We start from the raw sequence: 19,227 nt of genomic DNA on the forward strand, positions 1-19,227 counted from the left end.
TTCAGCCGGCTTCCTGAAAATCCAGTTCCGGCGGCTGACGACGGAAACCACCGGTGAGCACTGCGAGGTACACCACGCCAATCGCCAACCAGCTCAGCCCCAGCCAGACCGCCAGATGATCGAGGCTGACCATCAGCCACAAATCCGCAACGAGGCCGATCAGCGGGCAGAACAAAAACAGCAGCAGCTCGCGCGGACCTTTTTTCTCGCCGCCGATCCAGTAGTGGAAAATCACCGACAGGTTGACCAGGCTGAACGCCAGGAACGCGCCGAAGTTAATGAACGAAGTCGAGGTGGTGACGTCGAGTTTCAGCGCCAGCAACGCCACTGCCGCGCACAGCAGAATGCTGTTGACCGGGGTACCGAAGCGCGCGTGCAAGGTGCCGAAAAACGACTTCGGCAAGACCCCGTCTCGGCCCATGGCGAACAGCAGCCGCGAACCGCTGGCCTGCGCCGACAAGCCTGAGGCGAACTGGCCGACGATCAGACCAATGAGGAAGATCGACACAAACAGATCGCCGCCGATGTTGCGGGCGATTTCATAGGCTGCCGAATCGACGCTGTCGAACTGGAACGACGGATGTGCGATTTGCACAAAGTACGAGACGCCGACGAAGATCAAACCGCCGATCAGGGTGATCAGCATGATCGCCCGGGGAATGGTGCGGCGCGGATCGCGGGTTTCTTCGGTCAGGGTACTGACCGCGTCGAAGCCGAGGAACGAATAGCAGGCAATCGCCGCGCCGCTCATGATCAGCGGCATCTGCATGTCGCCGTTGAAGAACGGTTTGATCGACCATAGCGGCGTGCTGGCATCGCCGCCGATGTAGTGAATGCACAGCGCAACGAACGCGATCAGCACGAGGAACTGCACCAGCATCAGCAAGGCGTTGATGCCATTGGCCAGTTTCAAGCCGATGATATTGATCGCACTGGTGATGCCGATGAACGCCAGCACCCAGATCCACTGCGGGATCGACGGGAACGCCGAAGCCAGGTAGGCCGAGCCGATCAACCAGATGGCCATGGGCAGAAACAGGTAATCGAGCAACACCGCCCACCCGGCAATGAAACCGAGTTTCGGGCTGATTGCCTTGCGTACATAGCTGTAAGCCGAGCCGGCCACCGGGAAAGCGGCGGCCATGCGTGCGTAACTCATGGCGGTGAAGAACATCGCCACCAGTGCTGCCAGGTAGGCCGCCGGGACCATGCCGACAGTGGCCTGGGCGAGGATGCCGAAGGTGCCGAGGACAATGATCGGCGTCATGTAGGCGATGCCAAACAGCACCACCGACCCTAGCGAAAGGGTGCGTTGCAAACGAGCCATGGGCGTCTTACTCCGAATGTTATTGGATTTATGGCAGAGCCGGATTCGGCGAAAATGTCGGGTGTGACTGATCGTTCCCACGCTCTGCGTGGGAATGCCTCAATGGACGCTCTGCGTCCGCTCTTGGGACGCAGAGCGTCCCGGGCTGCATTCCCACGCAGAGCGTGGGAACGATCGGACAGTGTCCGTAGTGAATACACATTTTTTGTACGCACAGCCCCCCTGTGGGAGCGGGCTTGCCCGCGAAGACGTCGGCCGGCACGCCGCAGCATTCGGATCAGCGCGCAGGAATCAGCAGCTCCCGCACACCAGAAGCCTTCTCCACCCTCTCCCCCGGCAACTTCAGACGCTGATCATCCAGATAGCGGTAATCCTTGCGCGCCACCGCCAACTGCTGAAAATCAAGCTCGACCCTGAACTGCCCCTCCTCCCGTCCGGCCTCGAACAGCAGCGTCCCCAGCGGATCCACCAGCGCGCTGCCACCGGCAAACACCAGGCCGTCATCGCCCGATTCAACGCGATTGACCATCAGCGCAAACGCCTGGTTTTCCTGAGCGCGGGCCATGATCGCGGTGCGGTGGGTGGGGCCGTACGGGTCCATGTTGCCGTTGGTGACGATGAGCAATTCCACCCCCAGTTGCGCGAGGGCACGGGCGGTTTCCGGGAATTCGATGTCGTAGCAGATCAGCAGGCCGACGCGCACGCCGTTCCACACGCAGGTGGCGTAACGGTCGCCGGCTTCGAATACGCCACGATCCGACGCCCACAGGTGGGTCTTGCGGTATTTCAGGGCGATGCCTTCGGGGGTGATCAGCAAAGTGGTGTTGTAGAAGCGCCCGCTGTCGCTCTCGGCCATGCCGATGACCACCGCTATATCGCGCTCACGCGCTGCTGCGAGCACGGCGCTGACGGTCGGGCCGTCGAGCGGTTCGGCGATCTGCGCCACGGTTTCAGCGTTGGGGAAGCCCATCAGGTGGGTTTCCGGAAATACGATCATCTGCGTATCAGCCGCGCAGGCAGCAATCGCCGCCAGCGCGCGTTCGAGGTTGTAAGCCGTGTCGTGGTCACGGCCCGCCAGTTGGGCGAGTTCGACTTTCATGGGCATTCCTTGTTATGTGCGCCGGGCCTTGAAAGATTGCCCGGTGACTGTCTGTGGGCCAGTATGCGCAGCAAGCAACCGGCCAGGGAATCACGCGGCCGGGGTAACCCGATAGGGGTAGATCGATGACACTTTCGTTGAATGACATCACTTGGCACCGCGCCGTCGGGCAATTGATCGACGCACTCGACAAGCCGAATTTCTGGGCACAACTGGTGCGTCTGCTCGAGCAGTACGTGGTGTTCGATAGCTGGGTGGTGCTGCTGTTCAGTGCCGACCAGCATCCGCAAGTCTTCGCCGAATGCCCCGGTGAGGACGGCAGTCCTGATCCGTTGTTTCAGGATTATTTGCGCGGTCTGTACCTGCTCGACCCGTTCTACATCGCCTGCCGCGAGCAATCGCGCACCGGCCTGTACCGCCTCTCGGAAGTCGCGCCGGAGCATTTCGAGCTGACCGAGTATTACCAGCGATACTTTCGTCTGAATGTGGTGGCCGACGAAATCCAGTTCAATTGCCAGCTCGAAGGCGAGCGCACGCTGTGCCTGTCGCTGGGCAGTGAAAAACGTTTCACTGGCGAACAGATCGCTTTGCTGTCTTTGATTCAGCCATGGGTGCTGGGTCTGTTGCGCCAACGCCTGCCATACGAGATCAACGAAACCGTGGCCCTCGCCGCCGCGCCTGCGCAGACAGACTGGCGGGTGCAACTGGAAGCGTCGGTGCAACAGCTCAAGGGCGCACAATTGACCGCGCGCGAGCTGGACGTCGGGCGCTTGATGCTCAGCGGTTGCTCCAGTAAAGAAATCGCCCGTAAGCTGGAAATCTCCGTGGAAACCGTGAAAGTCCATAAGAAACACATGTACAGCAAGCTGGGGATCAAGTCCCAGTCCGAGCTGTTTTCGATTTTTCTGCAGGCGCAGAACGCCTGAGCGCCGGGTATTGTTGCCTTTTGTAGGAGTGAGCCTGCTCGCGATGGCGCCAGGTCAGCGAAACTTTTGTAGCTGATATACCGCTATCGCGAGCAGGCTCACTCCTACAGGGGAATGTGTATATCCCAAAATCTTCGCTGAATATTCGAGTCCGAACCAAGGAAACCGTATGAGCCTGTCGCTGCTGAGCCGCTACGCCTTCTTTGCTGCCTGTGTGATTTTCACCCTCGCCAGCCTGCCTTTTCTTGAACATGACTGGCTGTGGCCGATCACCGCCGTCACCGCTGTGCTGAGCCTGCTTGGCCTCTTCGACCTGGTGCAGACGCGCCACGCGGTGCGCCGCAACTATCCGATCCTGGGCAATATCCGTTATCTGGTCGAGGGCATCCGCCCGGAGATTCGCCAATACCTGCTCGAATCCGACAGCGATGCCCTGCCCTTCTCCCGCGCCCAGCGCTCGCTGGTGTACTCGCGCGCCAAGAACGAAACCGCCGACAAACCCTTCGGCACGCTGATCGATGTCTATCAGTCCGGCTTCGAATTCATCGGCCACTCGATGCGCCCGGCGCCGTTGAGCGACCCGAACGGTTTCCGTGTCACCGTCGGCGGGCCGCAGTGCACGCAGCCGTACTCGGCGTCGATCTTCAACATTTCGGCAATGAGCTTCGGCTCACTCAGCGCCAATGCCATTCGCGCGCTGAACCAGGGCGCCAAGCTTGGTAATTTCGCCCACGACACCGGCGAAGGCAGCATCAGCCCGTATCACCGCGAACACGGCGGCGACCTGACCTGGGAACTGGGCAGCGGCTACTTTGGTTGCCGCACCAGCGACGGCCGTTTCGACCCGGAACGCTTCGCCGTCCAGGCGCAGAATCCGCAGGTGCGAATGATTGAAATCAAGATGAGCCAAGGCGCAAAACCCGGCCACGGCGGCATCCTGCCCAAGCACAAGGTCACCCGAGAGATTGCCGACACCCGCGGCATCCTGATGGGCGAAGACTGTGTCTCGCCGTCACGCCACAGCGCGTTTTCCACGCCCATCGAAATGATGCAGTTCATCCAGCAACTGCGTGAGCTGTCGGGCGGAAAACCGGTGGGTTTCAAATTCTGCCTCGGCCATCCATGGGAGTTCATGGGCATCGCCAAGGCCATGCTCGAGACCGGCATTCTTCCGGACTTTATCGTTGTCGATGGCAAGGAAGGCGGCACCGGCGCCGCACCGGTGGAATTCACCGACCACATCGGCGTGCCGATGCGCGAAGGCCTGCTGTTCGTGCACAACACCCTGGTCGGCCTGAACCTGCGCGACAAGATCAAACTCGGCGCCAGCGGCAAGATCGTCAGCGCCTTCGACATCGCCAGCGTGCTGGCCATCGGCGCCGACTGGGCCAACTCTGCGCGCGGCTTCATGTTCGCCATTGGCTGCATTCAGTCGCAGTCGTGCCACACCAATAAATGCCCGACCGGCGTGGCGACTCAGGATGCGTTGCGCCAACGCGCCCTGGTGGTGCCGGACAAGGCCCAGCGGGTTTACAACTTCCATCGCAGCACGCTCAAGGCCTTGGCTGAAATGCTTGCAGCGGCCGGGCTCGAGCATCCGTCGCAGCTCTCGGCCAAGCATCTGGTGCGGCGTATGTCGGCGACCGAGATCAAGTTGTTTTCGCAGTTGCATGTGTTTTTGAAACCGGGGGAATTGCTCAGTGGGGAAGTGAACGGCGAGTTTTATTCGCGGATGTGGCAGATGGCGCGGGCGGACAGTTTTGAACCGAATGAGGTGGCAGCCGCGTGAGGCTGGCAATGTGCTGACACTGGTTTTCCCCGCTGTGCAGCGCTCACGAAAAAGCCCCGGTCTCACTCACGACCGGGGCTTTTCTGTTTTCAGCGATTGAACGTTACGAAACCGAACGCGCCGTGTCTTGCGACACCTGAGTCGGTTGCAACTTGAACACATAGAACAACACCGTCAGCAGCACCAGAAACGCCGGCCCTACATACAGCGCCACGCGGGTGTCCGGGAAGTAGGCCATCAGGCCGACCACCAGCACCAGAAACGCCAGGGCGAAGTACGAGCTGACCGGGTACAGCCACATTTTGTATTTGAGGCCGGCACGTTCGCTGACGCTCAGGCCTTTGCGAAACTTCAGTTGGGCGAGCAGGATCATCACCCAAGTCCAGATCGCACCGAAGGTGGCAATCGAAGTGACCCAGACGAAGACTTTTTCCGGTACCAGATAGTTGAGCACTACACCCAGCAGCAACACCGCAATCGACAGCAACAGCGCACGACGCGGCACGCCATTGTTCGATGTCCTGGCAAAACCGGCCGGGGCCTGGCCGTTCTGCGCCAGGCTGTAAAGCATGCGGCCGGTGCTGAAGATGCCGCCGTTGCACGAAGACAGCGCTGCGGTGATCACCACGAAGTTGATGATGCCGGCGGCGGTCTTGATGCCCAGGCGCTCGAACGTCATCACGAACGGGCTGCCTTGCGTGCCGATTTCATTCCACGGGTAGATCGACAGGATCACGAACAAGGCACCGACGTAGAACAGCAGAATCCGCCAGAACACCGAGCCGATCGCATCAGGAATGGTCTTTTGCGGGTTCTTCGCTTCGCCGGCGGTCAAACCGATCATCTCGACGCCGAGGTAGGCGAACATTACCATTTGCAGGGACATCAGCACGCCCGTTACGCCGTTGGGCATGAAGCCGCCGTGCGCCCACAGGTTGGAAATCCCCAGCGCCACGCCGCCATTGCCGAAACCGAAGGCGATGATGCCGACGCCGCCAATGACCATGGCAATGATGGTGACGATCTTGATCAGGGCGAACCAGAACTCGAATTCACCGAAGGCCTTGACCGCGATCAGGTTGATCGAGCCCATGCTGATCAGCGCCGCGAGGGCCCAGATCCAGCGCGGCACATCGGGAAACCAGATGCCCATGTACACCGCCACCGCGGTGATTTCCGCGACGCAGGTTACCAGCCACAGGAACCAGTAGTTCCAGCCGGTGAGAAAACCGGCCAGCGGGCCGAGATAATCCTGAGCGTAGCGGCTGAACGAACCGGCCACCGGGTTGTGCACCGCCATCTCGCCGAGGGCGCGCATGATCACCAGGATCGCCAGACCGCCGAGGATGTAGGACAGCATGATTGCCGGGCCGGCCATTTCAATGGCCTTGGCCGAACCCAGGAACAGACCGACGCCGATACAGGCACCGAGCGCCATCAGGCGAATATGCCGTTCGCCGAGTTCGCGTTTGAGCGGACCGCCCTGAGCGGTTTCGCCGTGAGGCAGATGATTGCCGACTGGCATAAGGGTGCAACCTCGTTTTGTTATTGGATATGACCACCGGGTCTCGAAGCGTCGGCCGATAGGCCTTGGCTGGGCAGGAAACCGCGTCGGCTTCGTGGGCAGACGCGTCTTGCAGGGCAACCTGAAAGATCAGCGGGGCGTGCAGTATAAAAAGCCTTTGGCAGGTCTTTTCACTCTATAAACCACAACATTCAGTGACAACTCTGGGCACAAGTGCGGTTTGCGGAAGGCATTACCTGCCTTGCGTAGGAAGACTCGCCACTGAAAAAGGCGCCGAGTATTGCACAGCAATGGTGCAGCGTCATGTCTCAGGCCCAGTGCATTTGATTCACTGTGCTGTGTCTCTCCTTGCGCTTCATCACCGATAAATCGCCCAGCGGATTCAGAAATTTCACTCAACGGTTGCAGCGCCAACCAAAGCAATCAACCACTAACCTTTGGAGAAGCCAGGAACACAAGCAAGGAAGCTCACGTGCCAGTCCGTCCCAATTCCCACCGTCTACGCCAAGGTCGATTCTCTGAAAAGGGGCGTGCCTATTTCATCACCGCTGTTATCCACAAGCGCCGGCCCGTATTTTCAGATTGGCAAACAGGCCGATTATTGGTTGCAGAGTTGCGCCGGGTTCATGAGCTAGGTGTCGCGCAATCCATCGCCTGGGTTGTCATGCCCGACCACTTTCATTGGTTGATGCAGTTGCAAAGCGGCTCACTTGGCGAAGTCATTGGCGCTATCAAGGCTCGCTGCACGCACGCGGTCAACAGAAAAACCGGACGTCACGGACCGCTGTGGCAATCCGGCTACCATGACCGCGCGATCCGTGACGGCGAAGACTGGGAGCCATTCGCCCGCTACCTCATCAATAATCCCTTGCGAGCCGGACTGGTCGATAAAATCGGTGACTACCCGCTTTGGGATGCCTGCTGGCTATGAGCGCAACAGCTCTCTGCAATAAGTGAATTTATTGTGGCGAGGGGATTTATCCCCGCTCGGCTGCGAAGCAGTCGCAACTTCCCTACACGCGGTGTGCCTGCACAAACGCTGCTGCCAGGATTCGGGGCCGCTTCGCTGCCCAGCGGGGATAAATCCCCTCGCCACGGTGAATTTTCACATGACGACGAAACCGGCTCGTTGCATAAATCCTCTTGTCACACCGACAGCACCTTGAGATGCCTGGAGGCGTTGAGCGGCACTGCATCTCTGTGGCGAGGGGATTTATCCCCGCTCGGCTGCGAAGCAGTCGCAACTTCCCTACACGCGGTGTGCCTGCACAAACGCTGCTGCCAGGATTCGGGGCCGCTTCGCTGCCCAGCGGGGATAAATCCCCTCGCCACGGTGAATTTTCACATGACGACGAAACCGGCTCGTTGCATAAATCCTCTTGTCACACCGACAGCACCTTGAGATGCCTGGAGGCGTTGAGCGGCACTGCATCTCTGTGGCGAGGGGATTTATCCCCGCTCGGCTGCGAAGCAGTCGCAACTCCCCTACACGCGGTGTGCCTGCAAAAACGCTGCTGCCAGGATTTGGGGCCGCTTCGCTGCCCAGCGGGGATAAATCCCCTCGCCGCGGTGAATCTTCACATGACGGAGAAAACCGGCTCGTTGCATAAATCCATACATCGTTACGTTCAATTGTTCGTTCCAGTTTTATTCAGATAATCCGCCTCCCCCGCCCTTCACATTTTTTTCACCCGCGCCAACCACCGTCTAAGCTTCAGACAAGTCCGATCAATCTGCGTGAATGGATCAGTCGACTATGGGCGCTTTGTGGCAAACCGATTCGAGTAAAACTGTGGTTCCGACTGAACGTGTGGATGAAGCGCCTATTCCTGAAAAAACCCGCCGTCACCGGCATGGGTGGAAGGCTTTCTGGTTGTTGCTGGTGATCATTGCGGTCGTCGTGGGGTTGGCTGCGTCCAAGGAAATGCGCACCTCGCGTTTTCAGTCCCGGGAATTGAGCCAGTACGCCGCTTCGCTGACTTACAAGCTTGAACCCGGCCCCAGCGAAGCGATTCGTTATCCAGGCAACGGGCCGTTCGATCTGCGGCTTGGCTACAGCTCGCTCGACGAATTTCTGCCGCGGCTGCTCAAACGCAATTATGTGATTACCGAGCAGACACGTTTTTCCCCGGCTCTGCTCAGCTACACCGACAAGGGCCTGTTCGTGCCCTACTCCGAAAAGATTCAGGCCGGGTTGTCGATCACCGATTGCCGCGCCGCGCCGTTGTACCAATACAACTATCCGCAACAGCTGTACGCCAGCTTCGCGGCGATTCCGCCGGTGGTGGTCAACAGCCTGTTGTTCATCGAAAACCGCTTTCTGCTCGACCCGAAACAACCGTTGGCCAACCCGGCGGTGGACTGGCCGCGCTTTGGCATGGCCGCGTGGTCGCAGGTGGCGAAGTTGCTGCGCCTGCCGGGACAGTCGGCCGGTGGCAGTACGCTGGCGACGCAACTGGAAAAGTACCGGCATTCACCGGATGGCTTGACCGTGTCGGGCGCCGAAAAGATTCGCCAGATGATCTCCGCCAGCGTGCGCGCCTATCAGGATGGCCCGCAAACCCTCGGCGCCCGACAGAACGTTGTGCGCGACTACCTCAACAGCGTGCCACTGTCGGCGGTGCCGGGGCATGGTGAAGTGCACGGCATGGCCGAAGGGTTGCGGGTCTGGTATGGCAGCGACTTCAACAAGGCCAACGAACAACTCAACAGCCCGGCCACCGATCCGCAAAGCATGGCCGCCAAAGGCCTGGCCCTGCGCGAAATGCTCTCGCTGATGATCGCCCAGCGCCGCCCTTCGCACTACCTGACCAAGGGCCGCGAGGAGCTCGCCAACCTCACCGACAGCCACCTGCGCCTGCTCAAGCAGAACGGCGTGATCGACAGCGCACTGGCCGACGCCGCCCTGGCCAGCACCGTCAGCTACCGCGACTGGCAGACCCAGCCGACGATGCAGCCGATTGAAACCAACAAAGGCATCAGCGTCGCCCGCAGCCGCCTGGCGAGCATGCTCAACCGGCCGCTGTATGACCTCGATCGCCTCGACCTTTCCGCCACCAGCACCCTGCAAGGCGACTTGCAGAGCCAGGCCACCGTCTACTTGAAAAAACTCGCCGACCCGGCCTACGCCGCCGAAATCGGTCTGCTCGGCGAACGCCTGCTGACCCCGACCAGCACCACCCAGGTGCGCTACAGCTTCACCCTGTTCGAGCTGACCCCGGACGGCTCCCGCGTACGCGTGCAGACCGATAGCACCGACCAGCCGTTCGACATCAACGAAGGCAGCAAACTGGAACTGGGCTCGACGGCAAAAATGCGCGTGCTGACCACCTACCTGCAAATCATTGCCGAACTGCACGACAAGTACGCCACCATGGGCGTGCCGGAACTGAAAAAAGTCGAGATTCCCGAGCAGGATCGCCTGAGCCGCTGGGTCCTCGATTACCTGATCCAGAACAAGGACCACGACCTGTCGAAGATGCTTGGCGCAGCGCTGGACCGCAAATACTCGGCGAGTCCCGGCGAGGCGTTTTTTACCGGCGGTGGCTTGCACACCTTCAATAACTTTCGCAAAGAGGACAACGGCCGTCTGCCGACCCTGCGCGATGCCCTGCGCGAGTCGATCAACCTTCCGTTCATTCGCCTGATGCGCGACGTGGTGCGCTACGTCACCTACTCCGGCCCCAACAGCAGTGCCGAACTGCTCAAGGACGACCGCGACCCGCGCCGTCAGGAATACCTGGCCAGTTTTGCCGACCGCGAGGGCACCTCGTTCCTGCTCAAGTTCTGGAAAAAGTACCGGAACAAGGACACCCAGGCGCGACTGGAGACCTTCCTCGACGGCATGCGCCCGACGCCGATCCGCCTGGCCGCCGTGCATCGCTACCTGCTGCCCGAAGCCGATCAGAAAGACTTCAACAGTTTTGTCCGCTCGCACCTGAAGGGCAGCAAACTCAACGAAAAACTCACCGACGATCGCCTGATCAGGCTTTACGACTCCTACGGCCCGGGCAGCTACGACCTACCGGATCAGGGCTTCATCGCCAAGGTGCATCCACTGGATCTGTGGCTGATGGGCTACCTGCTCAACCATCCGGACGCGACGTTCAGCCAGATCGTCAAAGCCAGCCACTTCGAGCGCCAGGAAGTCTACAGCTGGCTGTTCAAGAGCAAGCACAAGGGCGCACGCGACAGCCGGATCCGCACCATGCTGGAAATCGAAGCCTTTCTTGAGATTCACCAGCGCTGGCAGAGCGTCGGTTATCCGTTCGACCACTTGGTGCCGTCACTCGCCACCGCCATCGGCAGCTCCGGCGACCGCCCAGCGGCACTGGCCGAACTGATCGGCACGATTCTCAATGACGGTGTGCGCCTGCCCACGCTGCGCATCGACAGCCTGCATTTTGCTGCCGGCACGCCTTATGAAACCCGCCTGGTCAACGACCCGCATGTCGGCAAGCGCGTGATGCCGGTCGAAGTCGCCAGGGCCATGCGTGAAGCGCTTTCACAGGTTGTTGATGCCGGTACCGCCAAACGTGTTTCCGGCAGTTTCAAACTGGCTGATGGCACGCCATTGGCCATGGGTGGCAAAACGGGCACCGGTGATAACCGCATACAGGCCATCGGATCGGGCGGCAGAATCCTCAGTTCGAAGTCGATCAACCGCACCGCGACCTTCGTGTTCTACATCGGCGATCACCATTTCGGCACTCTCACCGCGTTCGTGCCGGGGCGCTCGGCGGAGACCTTCAAATTCACCTCGGCCCTGCCCACACAGGTGCTCAAGGGCATGGCGCCGATCCTCACGCCCTACCTGCAACCGGGCAGCGACTCGCAATGCCGGCCTGCTGCAAATACTCAGGTAACGATGGCGGCAACGGCTGAATCCGAATGGCATGGCCGCGAAGACTCACTCCGCTAACCCACCTCCGAATCCCAGATCACCGTGACACTGCCCGAATAGCTTCGGGCAGTGCCGGGCTTGATCATTTCATCCACCGCATCCTGCGCGACCTCGAAGTGCAAAGTGCCGACCTTGCGATCCAGATAAAAACCCGGTTGGAACAACTCCGTGCCGCTGCCATCACGCAACAACCGACGGCGGTTGACCGGCTGGCCGGCACCATCCGTCAGGCCGTTGGGCAACGTCACACTGACCTCCAGCGGCGCCGAGTGGCCGGAGGTCGATTCCCACAAAGCACAGGTGTTGTTGCTGTAGTACTGGCATTGCAGGTTCATTTTGAAACGGCTCGACGCCGAGATATTGAACGTCTGGTCACGCAGCAAACGCGTCGGCTTGCGGCCCTGATTCAACCAGGATTGCCAGCCGCCCGCAGGTTCCAGCACCACACGATTGCCGCCGGGCGGAATGTCGACCTTCATGGTGTGTGTGACTTTCAGGCTGAAATTGAGAGTCAGCAGCGGGTCGGCCGGAATCATCACGTCGCCCATGTCGAAATCCATGTTTGGGCCGACGGTGTAGCTGATCGATCCGGTATAGGTTCCGGCCTCCATTTTCAAGGGATCGGGGGTGCGCAATTCATAGCCGTAAACGAAGTAGAGATAGCGCATCGACATCGGAATCTGGAACTTCGCCTGTTTACTACAAACCCCGGCGCCCTCCGGGACTCGCCAGAAACTGTTGTAGCCGTATTCACCGGCCGTCGACCGGCCGACGCCCAGACACGGGGCAGGTGCGTAAACCCAGGCCCCGCCTTCCCACAATTGATCCCACCATGCTCCGCCGGTCAGTTCCCTGACCGGACGCGGTAAAGCGGTCTCATGTCCTATACCGGCAATCCTTAACTGGACACGATGGGTGTCGCCGGAAGCATGGGTGACCATGACATCGCGCCACTCGGATGGCACCTTGGCCATCCCGCCCTTGCGCGGGTCGGAGTGGTTGGCCTCAATCGGCGCATTGGCCGTGAACGGTATTTGCGCGATAAGGCTGAAAAGCCCCAACGATTCACAGGTCGCCGGCAACTGACGGCAGAACCCTTCGGACGGTGTCTGGTTCTTGAACTGATTGCGCTGAGGATTGGCAAAGTCCGGCTCGAAAGTGGCTTCGATGTCATGCACTTCCGCTGCGGCGGTAGCGGCCCACAGCGCCAGCAGCAAACCCGCCCATGGTCGGGATTTCGAAATGGAATTCGCCACAGGATTCACTCTCTCGGTGTCTTGGAGTTGAACAAAAAACAGTACGCTTTCAGGCTGGCCGGGCTAACCGACCTCCGAATCCCAGATCACCGTGATATTGCCCTTGTAGGGTTTGTCCCGGGCGTTGTCGATCAGCCAGTTGACGTCCCTTTGGTCGACCTCGAAATGCAGCGTTCCGGGCTTGCGATCAACGTAGATACCGGGCTGAAACGGACTGCTCGGCGTCAGGCGCAATGGCAAGCGCCGGACCGGTTGCCCGGAACTGTCGGTCAATCCGTTGGGCAGGCTGACGCTGACGTTTACGGCGCCGACGTAGCCCGTCTCGCGGTCCATGATGCCGCAGCCGTTGCCAAAGCCCAGGTCATGCTCGCACTCGATCTTCATGGTGAATTTCGACGAGGCGGAAATATTGAACACTTGATCCCGATAAAGACGCGTCGGCCGGCGGCCGTGTTCCAGCCAGCCCTGCCATCCGCCCTCGGGTTCCAGCACGACCTTGTTGCCCCCCGGCGGAATTTCGACTTTGAGGGTGTGCAGCACGTCCAAAACGAAATCCAGAGTGAGGGCACCATCATCCGGTTCCATCATCGAACCCAGCTGGAAATCGCCGCTGGGGCCAATGGTGTATCCGATTGATCCGGTGTACAGACCGCTCGACATGCCCAAGGGGTCGGGGGTTCTCAACTCATAAGCAAAATCGAGTTTCTCAAAGTACATTGACGGGATACGAAAAGCGGCTGTCTTGGTACATAACGCTTGCACCGGTGTTTGCCAGAAAAAACGATAAGCAGTGTCGCTGTATCCTGCCAGACCACTACCGCCGCAAGGTGCCGGGGCATATAGCCAACCGCTGCGGGACGTCCAAAGGATGTCATGCCCTGTGGGGGCAGCGACGCCTGTGAGGTTCTCTACGGTATCGCTCAGCACGAATCTGGAGCCGATCCCGGTAATACGCACCTCGACTGTCTCCGTCTCCCGGGTGTCCTGATGAGTTACCGTCAACCGTCGCCAGTCTGCCGGGGCTATGACCGAGACATCGTCGCCGGGCTCGATAGCACGAGTTGAATCGTGACGCACCGGCAACTCGATGCTGAAGATGTTGGCTACCTCACATCTCCCAGGATATATCGCGCAATACCCGCTGTTAGGCGTTTGGTTGACGAACAGATTCTTGTTCGGCTGTGAGGGGTCCGGCTGAAACATCGCACGTATTTCTTGATTGACGGCCTGCGCCTCAGTGGCGCTCAACGCCAACAGCAACGCCAGGCATTGGCTGGCCGCTGCCCGGCGCCAGGTAGGTCGGTTAAATGCCATGGGCGTCATCCCGCATCCGGTGTCTGGGCGTTGAACAGCAACAACACGTTGCCCGCGTACTCACCCGTGCGGTACCCAGCGGCCGGCTTGATCGGGGCGATCTCCAGCATTACCCGTTTGCCCGCCGCCGCTTCTTCGCGGGTCAGCACCTGCCGCGGCGTCATCGCCGCACTCAGTTCAACGCCATTGAAGGTCACGCGCAGACTGATATCGTCCTCGGGGCGGCCATTGGACAGATAGGGTTCGGCCTCCAGCCGCGCTTCGATTGCGCTGCTGTCATGGCGCACGTCGAAATTCTTTTGCACGCTGCTCAAGGTGGAGGTGGGGTAATCCCAGTTGAGGCGCTGCGGTCGATGAATCCAGTCCGGTTCTGCCGGGATCACGTAAAACGGCCGACTGGGAATGGTCAGGGACACTTCGAAGGTATGTTCTTCCCGAGCCGCCCAGGCAGCGCTGGCGGTCAGAGCCGCCACGGCCATCAGCGCGACGACGGTGCATTGCTTGATCATGTTGGTTACCCGTTGCATCAATAGAAAGCCGCCTTAGCGGCGGGCGATCCTGAGGTTTTTCTTGTCGTTGCCTTCGATCAGGAAGAAGCGGTATTCGCGGCCCTTTTCCTTGTCGAACGAGAAGGTCTTGCCGGTCAGCACATGGTGCTTGGTGGTCGCGCCGCAATCGGTTTCCTTGCTCAATGAGCAGCTCTTGAACTCGTCGACGATCACCACGGTGTTGCCGTCGTTGCGCAATTCATAACGCTCGTCGGTTTCATTGATGACCGTGGCAAAACGCGCATCCTTGGGCCGTACGAAAAAGATCGTGCCGAAACCGGTCATCACGTTGACCCCGGCGGTGAGGGTCTTTTTGTAGTCCTCACGCTCTTCGCCGCTGACGGCAAACTCGTCTTCCTTTTCCGGCACCACCGGCACGAACCGCACGCGAAAGTAACGCTCGCGGTCACGCTCGCCCATGTACAACAATCGCGTACCCTGCATGCCCTTGGCCGGTACGATCAGCCGCGCCGGGCTGGCCATCACGCCGTTGCGCGAAGCGCCGTCGGCGGCGGCCTCCACCGGGATTTCCTTGGGCTGACCGTTGGCGTCGTAGATGATCTCCAGCACGTTGACCTTGACGAACGCGGTGGCGTCACCGCTGTTGAATACGCGCTTGAGGTAGGTGCTTTTATCAGCGTCCAGATAGTCGTACACGGTGCCGACATTGATCTGCGGACCGGCCTGCGCGGTCAGACAAAACACACTGAGCAGGCCCAGCAAAAAAACACGGTTCATCGTTTTCGACTCCACAAGAATTGAAAAGGGCCAGCCCGGAACGCTCACGCTTCCGAGTCCCAGATAATGGTGATATTGCCGCGCAGCTTGTCGTTCATGCCGGGTTTGAGCAGAAAGTTGATAGCAAACGGCGTCATGTAGAAGTTCAGCGAACCGACCTTGCGATCAACGTACAGTCCGGGCTGGAATGGCCCCACCCAGCTGTTGTATTGCAATGGCATCCGGGTGACGTTGTAGCCACCCGAGCCGGTAATGCCCGGCGGTAAGGTGATGGCCACCTGAATGTCGGTCGTGTTGCCCTTGGGGCTGTTCAGCCGGCAGGTGTTGCCCCCAGGGGAATTGCACAGCAACATGACCTTGAAGCGCGACGACGCCGACAGATAGAACGGCTGGTCGCGAAAAATCTCGGTCGGTTTTTTCCCGCTCTCGATCCATGGCGCCCACCCGCCTGCGGGTTCCAGCGAAACTCTATTGCCACCTGGTGGCAGCTCGACTTTCAGGGTGTGCTGCACATCCAGCACGAAGTCCAGGGTCAGGTTGCTGTCATCGGGCGTGAACGATGACCCGAAAGTGAAATCGCCGGCGGGACCGAGGGTGTAGTTGATCGACCCGGTGTAGAGTCCGGAAGACATCCCCAGCGGATCGGGGGTGCGCAGTTCATAGGCAAAATCCATTGTGTTGAACGTCATCTGCGGAATGGTGAACCGCGCCACCTTGGCGCAGTCTGCTTCAACCGGTGCTTTCCAGAAAAAACGATAGCTTGTCGCAGTGAATACCCCGACTCCGCTATAGCGGCACGGAGCGGGCGCATAGACCCAACTGCTACCCTCCCATAACGCCTGATGCGCGGCGAGATTTTCGGTCTCTCCCGTCAGCTCGGCGGCGGTATGACTGAGGATGAAATTGGACCCGATGCCCGTAATGCGCACCTCGACCACTTCGGTTTCCTGGGTGTCGGCATTGGTAACCGTCAATTGCCGCCAGTTTGCAGGCACCCTGATCGGAATACTGTCCCCAGGGTGCAAGGGGGCCCGGGACGACAATTGAACCGGCAACTGGATGCTGAACATGCTGTTCTGCTCACATTCACCCGGATACGACGCGCAGTAACCACTGTTCGGTGTCTTGTTGACGAACACATTTTTGCTCGGTTGGGACGGATCCGGCTGGAACAACGCTCGGATTTCCTGGGTCGCCGCTTCCGCTCTGGGCATCGCCAGCGCCAGACACACCCCAAGCACTTTCGTGGACAATTTCATCGACTCAACCCGCCTTCTGTTCAGTGGAGGTCACGTCGGCCAGAGTGTCTGCCGTGCAGCGCAAATCGCCGATCATCAACACGTTGTTTTCACGCCGGTGGCTGTCGGCGTCGAGGCGGAACTGACACAGCAACTGATTGCCCTGGCGCACTTCCAGGGTCGGCGAGCCGGCGTTCATTTCCATCGAGAAGAATCCGTCGACCTCAGTCACGCCGCGGCTGGCATGGTTGATCACGTGGTGGCCCTTGAGCGGCAGCCCTTGTGCATCGACCAGACGCCCGAGCACCGTCAGGGTTTTCATCACGCGAACCTTGCGATACTCCACCCCGCCCTTGTTCAGGTGATAACGCGTACGTGCCGGTTCGATGGTCGCGGCCGGGACGTTATTGCCCTCGAAATCGAAGCTCACCGAGCTGTTCTGATACGCGGTGATCGGAATGAAATTGCGCCCCGGTTTCAACGCCGCGCTGCCGCCGCTGTAATCGTCAGCACGCAGCAGGATGTTGTCGATGTCCGACTCGACATCGACAATCATTCCCGCGCCGCGCACCTCGCTCTGGCTGGTCATGAGCATCTGCTCGCCGCCGATCACCAGCGTGCTGTCGAGGTTGAGGCCACCGGTGAAATTGCCGTTGTAGGACGATCGCTGGACAAAGCCATCGCCACCGACGGTGTCGGTGCGGAAGTTCGCCAGGCTGGACATGCCCAGGCCATAGGTGTCGGTGAGCGCGGTGACCGACACGTTCTGCAGCACGTGGTCTTTGAAATCCCTGCGCCAGCCGAGCGAAGCATTGTTGTCGCGCGCGCCGTCACGCGCCGTGCGTGAACCGATACTGCCGGTGATCTGCTGGCCAGGTGCGCCGAGCGCCAGGTTGACGCTCAGGTCGACCCCACGATTGCGCGCATCGCCGCTGCTGTAGCTGCCCGGCCGATCAAAGATCGACAAGCGCCAGCTGGCATCGCTGCCGAACAGCTCGGTGCGCTGGGTCCAGCCCATGTCGACACCGAAGCCCTCGACATTGCCCTCACTGTGCGACACCCGAGCGTTGATTGAACTCTTGCTGTTGACCCGGTGGTTGAGCGCCAGCGACGAATTGCTGGTCTGGCCGATAAACACATTGCGCGGCCGTACCCGGGTGCCATCGGGCAGGGTGTCGTAGGTGTCCGTGGTGTCGAGCCAGCTGCGGTTGTGGCTGATCACGATGCTGCCGGCGCCGTAGTTGTACAAGCTTTGCAGGTCGAGCCCGGTGCCGTAGTCCTCGGTCTTGTAGACGTTGGCGTACAGGCTGATGTGGTTGGCCAGCGTCCAGTCGATGGACGTGCCGTATTGCAGTTTTTCGCGGATCTGCCGCGCCGACATCCCAAGAATCACCCGCGGATGCAGCAGGTAATTGATCGCCGCGCCCCCAGTCGGACTGCCACTGGATTGCGTGTCCCAGTTGCTCAGCAACTTGCTTTCTTCGCCGGCGAACACGTTGTAGCGCCAGCGGTCATCGAGGTTGCGCCAGTTGTTGGGCTTGTACACCAACTCCTGGGTGGTGGAGGTGATCTGGCCGTCTTCGATCAGGCGCACTTCCACTTCATAAATACCGCCCGGCAAGGGACGGGTGTCGAGGGTCTGCAAACCGGCCGGCACTGACTGGGTATTGATCAGCAGGCCATCGCGCCAGATTTCTACTGAACCCTGGCGGTTGGCCGTGACGTAGATCGGGTACACGCTGGGCATCGGCGAGTTGATGGCCAGACTGTCGGAGCTGCCGTACATGATGCCCACGGCGGTATCGGGGCTGGTGCCGAACGTACGCGGTTGGCGCGTCAGCCCTTCGGAATTGGGGGTGAAATAGCCCAGACGGAAAAAACTGCCTTGCAGTTCGCGCTGGGTGTGAAGTTCGTGTACCGCGTGGTAAAGCTTGTCATCCGGGCCGCCGAGGCGCGCCACTTGCAGATTCAGCGTCTGGCTCCAGTTGCCGAGGCTGCCGGTAGCCTCCAGGCCGAAGCGCCCGCCCAGATCCTGTTCCTGGCCGCCGTTGAGGTTGAGCTGGTTACGCACCATCAGGCCACTGCTGCCGCCGTTGGGCTGCTCGTAATAGCGCTTGGCCGAAACGTCGCGCTCGGCGTTTTCGGTGAGGATCGACACCGTCGAGTTTTCCAGGTTGTAGTGCACCGCCAGTAACTGCTCGGGGCAAGCGCTGCTGCACGCCCCCAACGGTACGCCGGGCTTGAGCACACTCGCCCATTTTTCCCGCTCGGAGGGGCCAAAGCGGTTTTCGCTGGTGTCGGTAAATTCGAGCAGGGTGATGCGATCATCGCGCGACAGCACCACCATGGCCTCGCCCAGTGGCTGATGATCGAGTTCGACTCGAACCGCCAGAGGGACATCAAAGAAGTGCTCCTCGAAATCCGCCGGCAAGCCCTTGGCCTGCGCCAGCAGACTGCGGGGCGTGGTGCCGGCGGAATTGGAAGCCACGGCTGCGCTGGCACAAAACAACAGCGCAAGCGCAGCCGCGATGGGTGTCATCGGGAACATGAACTCTTACTCTGAT

13 protein-coding genes are annotated in these 19,227 nt (G+C 60.1%); 4 read left to right on the top strand and 9 right to left on the bottom strand.

Translation table 11 applies throughout. The features are described 5' to 3' along the window. Position 1: 1 nt before the first annotated feature. Both HU755_RS15055 and HU755_RS15060 read right to left on the bottom strand, forming a co-directional pair. Positions 2-1,327, bottom strand: coding sequence for an APC family permease (locus HU755_RS15055; protein ID WP_186633909.1), 1,326 nt, complete (start codon positions 1,325-1,327; stop codon positions 2-4). 277 nt (positions 1,328-1,604) lie between these two features. Further along, on the bottom strand, positions 1,605-2,426 hold the full coding sequence (locus HU755_RS15060; protein WP_186633912.1) for a carbon-nitrogen hydrolase family protein: 822 nt from the start codon (positions 2,424-2,426) through the stop codon (positions 1,605-1,607). Between the two features lie 125 nt (positions 2,427-2,551). On the opposite strand from HU755_RS15060, the gene HU755_RS15065 reads away from it, so the two are divergent. Further along, complete coding sequence (locus tag HU755_RS15065; RefSeq protein ID WP_186633915.1) at positions 2,552-3,352, top strand: LuxR C-terminal-related transcriptional regulator; 801 nt, start codon at positions 2,552-2,554, stop codon at positions 3,350-3,352. A gap of 169 nt (positions 3,353-3,521) precedes the next feature. Further along, complete coding sequence (locus HU755_RS15070) at positions 3,522-5,141, top strand: FMN-binding glutamate synthase family protein (protein WP_186633917.1); 1,620 nt, start codon at positions 3,522-3,524, stop codon at positions 5,139-5,141. Between the two features lie 103 nt (positions 5,142-5,244). Here the strand turns inward: HU755_RS15070 and HU755_RS15075 are convergent, their stop codons facing one another. Beyond that, positions 5,245-6,666: an amino acid permease gene (locus tag HU755_RS15075; protein WP_186633920.1), complete on the bottom strand. Its 1,422-nt coding sequence runs from the start codon at positions 6,664-6,666 to the stop codon at positions 5,245-5,247. A 472-nt stretch (positions 6,667-7,138) separates the two neighbouring features. On the opposite strand from HU755_RS15075, the gene HU755_RS15080 reads away from it, so the two are divergent. Next, positions 7,139-7,597, top strand: coding sequence for a transposase (locus tag HU755_RS15080; protein WP_186633923.1), 459 nt, complete (start codon positions 7,139-7,141; stop codon positions 7,595-7,597). Between the two features lie 825 nt (positions 7,598-8,422). Next, a complete protein-coding gene (locus HU755_RS15085; protein WP_186633926.1) occupies positions 8,423-11,587 on the top strand; it encodes a transglycosylase domain-containing protein in 3,165 nt (1,054 codons plus the stop codon). Here HU755_RS15085 and HU755_RS15090 read toward each other — a convergent pair. The 6 genes from HU755_RS15090 to HU755_RS15115 all read right to left on the bottom strand — a co-directional run bounded on the left by HU755_RS15090 (position 11,584) and on the right by HU755_RS15115 (position 19,211). After that, on the bottom strand, positions 11,584-12,825 hold the full coding sequence (locus tag HU755_RS15090) for a hypothetical protein (RefSeq protein ID WP_186633929.1): 1,242 nt from the start codon (positions 12,823-12,825) through the stop codon (positions 11,584-11,586). The two genes, HU755_RS15085 and HU755_RS15090, sit on opposite strands and share 4 nt — an antisense overlap. 63 nt (positions 12,826-12,888) lie before the next feature. Next, positions 12,889-14,139 (bottom strand): hypothetical protein, encoded by a 1,251-nt coding sequence (locus HU755_RS15095; RefSeq protein ID WP_186633932.1) that lies wholly within the window; start codon positions 14,137-14,139, stop codon positions 12,889-12,891. A gap of 5 nt (positions 14,140-14,144) precedes the next feature. Continuing rightward, positions 14,145-14,648: a CS1 type fimbrial major subunit gene (locus HU755_RS15100; protein WP_186623677.1), complete on the bottom strand. Its 504-nt coding sequence runs from the start codon at positions 14,646-14,648 to the stop codon at positions 14,145-14,147. A gap of 33 nt (positions 14,649-14,681) precedes the next feature. Beyond that, positions 14,682-15,425 (bottom strand): molecular chaperone, encoded by a 744-nt coding sequence (locus tag HU755_RS15105; RefSeq protein ID WP_186633935.1) that lies wholly within the window; start codon positions 15,423-15,425, stop codon positions 14,682-14,684. Between the two features lie 44 nt (positions 15,426-15,469). Beyond that, positions 15,470-16,684 carry a hypothetical protein gene (locus HU755_RS15110; protein WP_186633938.1) on the bottom strand — a complete coding sequence of 405 codons (1,215 nt, stop codon included), beginning with the start codon at positions 16,682-16,684 and terminating at the stop codon, positions 15,470-15,472. 4 nt (positions 16,685-16,688) lie between these two features. Continuing rightward, complete coding sequence (locus HU755_RS15115; protein ID WP_186633942.1) at positions 16,689-19,211, bottom strand: CS1-pili formation C-terminal domain-containing protein; 2,523 nt, start codon at positions 19,209-19,211, stop codon at positions 16,689-16,691. Positions 19,212-19,227 lie beyond the last annotated feature (16 nt).

This window comes from Pseudomonas sp. SWRI111, assembly GCF_014268555.1.
Classification (GTDB): Bacteria; Pseudomonadota; Gammaproteobacteria; order Pseudomonadales; family Pseudomonadaceae; genus Aquipseudomonas; species Aquipseudomonas hamedanensis.